Origin of the sequence: Pedobacter sp. HMWF019, from assembly GCF_003061025.1 — a bacterium.
Taxonomy (GTDB): Bacteria; Bacteroidota; Bacteroidia; order Sphingobacteriales; family Sphingobacteriaceae; genus Pedobacter.
In genome coordinates, this window is sequence record NZ_QAIL01000417.1 from 1 (window position 1) to 4,325 (window position 4,325).

General features: G+C 43.9%; 4 protein-coding genes. All 4 read right to left on the reverse strand.

From position 1 onward, the window contains the following. Positions 1-30 precede the first annotated feature (30 nt). From DBR11_RS22345 to DBR11_RS22360, 4 genes are read right to left on the reverse strand one after another with little or no spacing between them, the layout of a single operon-like run. Complete coding sequence (locus DBR11_RS22345) at positions 31-1,143, reverse strand: M42 family metallopeptidase (protein ID WP_108554829.1); 1,113 nt, start codon at positions 1,141-1,143, stop codon at positions 31-33. A gap of 4 nt (positions 1,144-1,147) precedes the next feature. After that, on the reverse strand, positions 1,148-1,567 hold the full coding sequence (locus DBR11_RS22350; protein WP_108554830.1) for a GNAT family N-acetyltransferase: 420 nt from the start codon (positions 1,565-1,567) through the stop codon (positions 1,148-1,150). Between the two features lies 1 nt (position 1,568). Continuing rightward, positions 1,569-2,729 carry an MFS transporter gene (locus DBR11_RS22355; RefSeq protein WP_108554831.1) on the reverse strand — a complete coding sequence of 387 codons (1,161 nt, stop codon included), beginning with the start codon at positions 2,727-2,729 and terminating at the stop codon, positions 1,569-1,571. Further along, positions 2,730-4,271, reverse strand: coding sequence for an acyl-CoA carboxylase subunit beta (locus tag DBR11_RS22360; protein WP_108554832.1), 1,542 nt, complete (start codon positions 4,269-4,271; stop codon positions 2,730-2,732). Positions 4,272-4,325 lie beyond the last annotated feature (54 nt).

The following is a 4,325-nucleotide window of genomic DNA, read 5'->3' on the forward strand; positions in this document are numbered from 1 at the left end:
GGGCACGCTTTCAGGATATTTTATGGTTTATTATTGACCATATCTAAAATCATGGTCTTTTTTAATGTTGAGCAAAGTCTGATAGATCAGGTTGATGACATTGTCTACATCTTCTTTGTGAATCATCTCTACTGTAGTGTGCATGTAGCGCAGAGGAAGAGAGATTAATGCAGAAGGTACACCGCCATTGGAGTAAGCAAAAGCATCTGTATCCGTTCCGGTAGAGCGGGAAGAAGCCTGGCGTTGAAAAGGAATGTCATTTTTCTGTGCGGTTTCGATCAGTAATTTATTCAGATTGGTTTGTACAGCTGGTGCGTAAGAAACCACTGGTCCTCTGCCGCAGGCAAGGTCTCCCTGGGTAATTTTATTGATCATTGGTGTCGTTGTATCATGGGTAACATCGGTAACGATAGCAACATGAGGCTCGATGCGTTCTGCGATCATTTCTGCTCCGCGCAGGCCAATTTCTTCCTGTACAGAGTTCACGATATACAGGGCAAAAGGAAGTTTCTTTTTATTTTCATGAAGCAGTCTGGCTACTTCTGCAATCATAAAGCCACCCGCACGGTTATCCAGGGCGCGGCCAACATAATAGCGGTCGTTTAAGACCATAAATTCATCTTCGTATGTGATGACACAGCCTACATGGATACCTAAGTTTTCCACTTCTTCTTTGCTGGTACATCCGCAATCGAGAAAGATGTTTTTTAAAGCCGGTGCTTCTTCTTTTTCTCCGCTCCTGGTATGAATGGCAGGCCAGCCAAATACAGCTTTAACCATACCCTTGTCTGTATGGATATTGACTCTTTTTGAAGGTGCAATCTGATGGTCTGATCCACCATTTCGGATCACATAGATCAAGCCTTCCGGAGTGATGTAATTAACGAACCAGGAGATCTCATCTGCATGGGCTTCAATAACAACCCTATAATCTGCTTTTGGGTTAATGACACCAACTGCTGTGCCATAGTTGTCAATGAAACTCTCATCGATATAAGGTTTCAGATAATCCAGCCATAACTTCTGGCCCGGATATTCAAAGCCGGTAGGCGATGGGTTATTGATATATTTTTCAAAAAATTGAAGCGATTTTTTATTGACTACAGGTACATGTTTCTGTTTTTCGTCTTTCTTTTTACTCATAATGTTAAATATAAAGTTCTAATTCCATAATGACAAAATCAAAGCCATTTTGGAAGAAGGTTGTGTCGGTTTTCTGGAAGCCAAATTTGGCATAAAAAGATGCTGCGTTGACCCTGGCATTACACCAGATCTTCTTTGCGCCTGTTTTTTTGATGAATGCAATGAGGTGGGCAAGGAGTTGACTGCCATAGCCTTTACCCTGTGCCTCGGGTAATGTGGCAAATTTACGGAACTGATAGGTGTCTCCTTGTTCAAAGAGGGAAACCACAGAACTTAGCTGGCCATCGGCATATAAGCCAAAATGAATACCGTCGTCGTCATTGTCTAACTTTACACTGTCGTAGGGCATATCGGGATACATGGCTTCGTGCCTGATCCTCCAGGTTAGTGAAGGTTGGATCTGTTCTATTTGAATTTTTGACATGTTAACGTAATCTCTTTTTGTACAGTTGATAGATCATGATGTTGACTAAGATCACCGCTCCGGAACCAAAGCAATAAACAGGCCATTGACCCTTGTCCCAAAGCCATAGACCAAGGGCAGAACCGGTGGACGCACCTACAAAACTAACGGACATAAAAACGGTGTTTAAACGATTTCTGGCCTCAGGTAGTAAAGCATAGATCCGGGTTTGATTGGTCACATGGATGGCTTGCTGACCAATGTCGATCAGGATAATTCCAATAACAAATAAGTACAGGTGACTGCCGGTGAAGTAAAACGCCACAATGCTGGCGAACTGAAGTAAAAGACCGATCAGCAGGTTTTTTCTTGGGTCTTTCCCGTCACTAAATTTTCCAACCAGTGGTGCAGCGAGTGCGCCGGCAGCCCCGGCAATGCCGAAAAGACCGATTTGTAAGGATTGAAAACTAAACGGCGGGTTAGCCAGGAACAGAACCATGGTGGTCCAGAAAGCACTCAGGGTGGCGAAGGCGAGGAAATTGATTAAGGAGGCTTCCCGAAGAACGGGCTGTGTCTTGATGTAATTGAACATGGAAGACATCAATTCTTTATAAGTTCCCTTAAAAGATGGGCTGCTTTCTGGAAAGCGCTTGGCCATAAGCAACAAGAGCAGAAAGCATAAGCCTGCAGCAATCAGGAACATGGCTCTCCAGCCCCACAGGAAACCGATACTGCCACTCAGAGCCCGGGAGCCCAGGATACCAACCAGTAATCCACTCATGATGATACCAATCGTATGTCCTCGTTTCTCGTCAGAACTCAGGTTGGCTGCCATTGGCAGAATGAGTTGTGGTACAATGGAACTTGCACCAATCAATACACTGGCGATTTCCAATACCAGAAAGGTATGTGAAAAGGCGGCCAGCAGAAGGGCGCCTATAGCAAGACCTGTAATCACTAGGATTTGTTTCTTTCTTTCAAACATATCCCCCAGAGGGACCAGCAGGAATAAACCAATGGCGTAGCCTGCCTGGGTAAGGTAGGTGATCCTGCCGGCATAACTTTCTGTAAGGTTATACTCTTTGGCAACCAGGATCACCAGCGGTTGGCAGTAATAGATGTTTGCTACAATCAGGCCAGTACAAAAGGCCATGAGTAGAATATCTTTGCGACTTAAATTCATTTAGAGTGGAATGTTGCCGTGTTTTTTTCGAGGGTTTTTAACGGCTTTATTTTCTAGCATTTTAAATGCTTTGATTAATTTATTTCTTGTGTTGGAGGGTTCTATCACTTCGTCTACAAAGCCACGTTCGGCTGCACGGTAAGGATTTGCAAAGATCTCTGAATAGAGCTTTTCTTTTTCCAGCCATTTTTCTTCCGGGTTCTGAGCTGCTGAGATCTCTTTTTTGAAAATAATCTCGGCGGCGCCTTTTGCGCCCATTACGGCAATTTCTGCGGAAGGCCAGGCGTAGTTCAGGTCAGCTCCGATATGTTTGGAGTTCATCACGTCATAGGCGCCTCCATAGGCTTTTCTGGTAATAACGGTAATGCGCGGAACAGTGGCTTCACTGAAGGCATACAATAATTTTGCCCCATTGGATATAATTCCATTCCATTCCTGATCTGTTCCTGGTAAAAATCCGGGTACATCTTCGAAAACAAGTAACGGAATATTGAAACAGTCGCAGAAACGTACAAAACGGGCTGCTTTTACGGAAGCATGGTTGTCGAGTACACCTGCCAGATAAGCAGGTTGATTGGCAATGATCCCAATACTTCTGCCACCAAGACGGGCAAAGCCTACTACAATATTTTCAGCATAATCTTTATGCACTTCCAGGAAGCTGCCTTCATCTGCCACCTCATTAATGACCTCCCTGATGTCATAGGGTTGATTGGAATTTTGTGGCATGATATTGTTCAGTGCATTTCTTTCTTCATTGCCTGTTGTATAAGGCAGGAGTGCAGGAAGCTCTTCACAATTCTGGGGCATATAGCTTAGTAATTTTTTAACGTGATTGATGGCATCAAGTTCATTAGGGCATGCAAAATGTGTTACACCCGATTTGGTCGCGTGCGTAGAAGCACCGCCAAGTTCTTCTGAGGTGACTTCTTCGTGAGTTACTGTTTTAACTACATTGGGACCAGTAACGAACATGTAGGATGTATTCTCTACCATCAGGATGAAATCTGTGATGGCAGGAGAATAAACTGCTCCACCAGCGCAGGGGCCCATAATGGCCGAGAGCTGAGGAACAACGCCTGAGGCTTGTACATTCTTGTAAAAGATATCTGCATATCCTCCAAGGGAAACAACGCCTTCCTGAATTCTTGCTCCACCGCTATCGTTTAATCCGATCACGGGAGCTCCGTTCTTCATGGCCATATCCATGATCTTACAGATTTTTTCTGCGTGAGTTTCTGACAGTGAGCCACCAAATACAGTGAAATCCTGGGAAAATACATAGACCAAACGACCATTGATGTTTCCGTAACCAGTTACGACGCCATCGCCGGGATATTTTTCATTTTCCATTCCGAAGTCCGTGCTGCGATGGGTAACCAACATTCCTATTTCTTCGAATGACCCTTCATCTAATAAAAAATGAAGGCGTTCCCGGGCAGTAAGTTTTCCTTTTTTATGCTGACTTTCAATACGGGCTGCTCCACCACCAGCATGCGCCTGTTTTATTTTATCCTGAAGTAAGTCTAATTTATTCTTCATGTATCTTAGATATGAATTTTATAAATGTAAATAATTTACCAGCGATATTGGAGC

Coding starts and splice junctions, on each gene's coding strand:
- DBR11_RS22360 (WP_108554832.1), bottom strand. CDS start 4,271: ATGAAGAATAAATTAGACTTACTTCAGGATAAAATAAAACAGGCGCAT.
- DBR11_RS22345 (WP_108554829.1), bottom strand. CDS start 1,143: ATGAGTAAAAAGAAAGACGAAAAACAGAAACATGTACCTGTAGTCAAT.
- DBR11_RS22350 (WP_108554830.1), bottom strand. CDS start 1,567: ATGTCAAAAATTCAAATAGAACAGATCCAACCTTCACTAACCTGGAGG.
- DBR11_RS22355 (WP_108554831.1), bottom strand. CDS start 2,729: ATGAATTTAAGTCGCAAAGATATTCTACTCATGGCCTTTTGTACTGGC.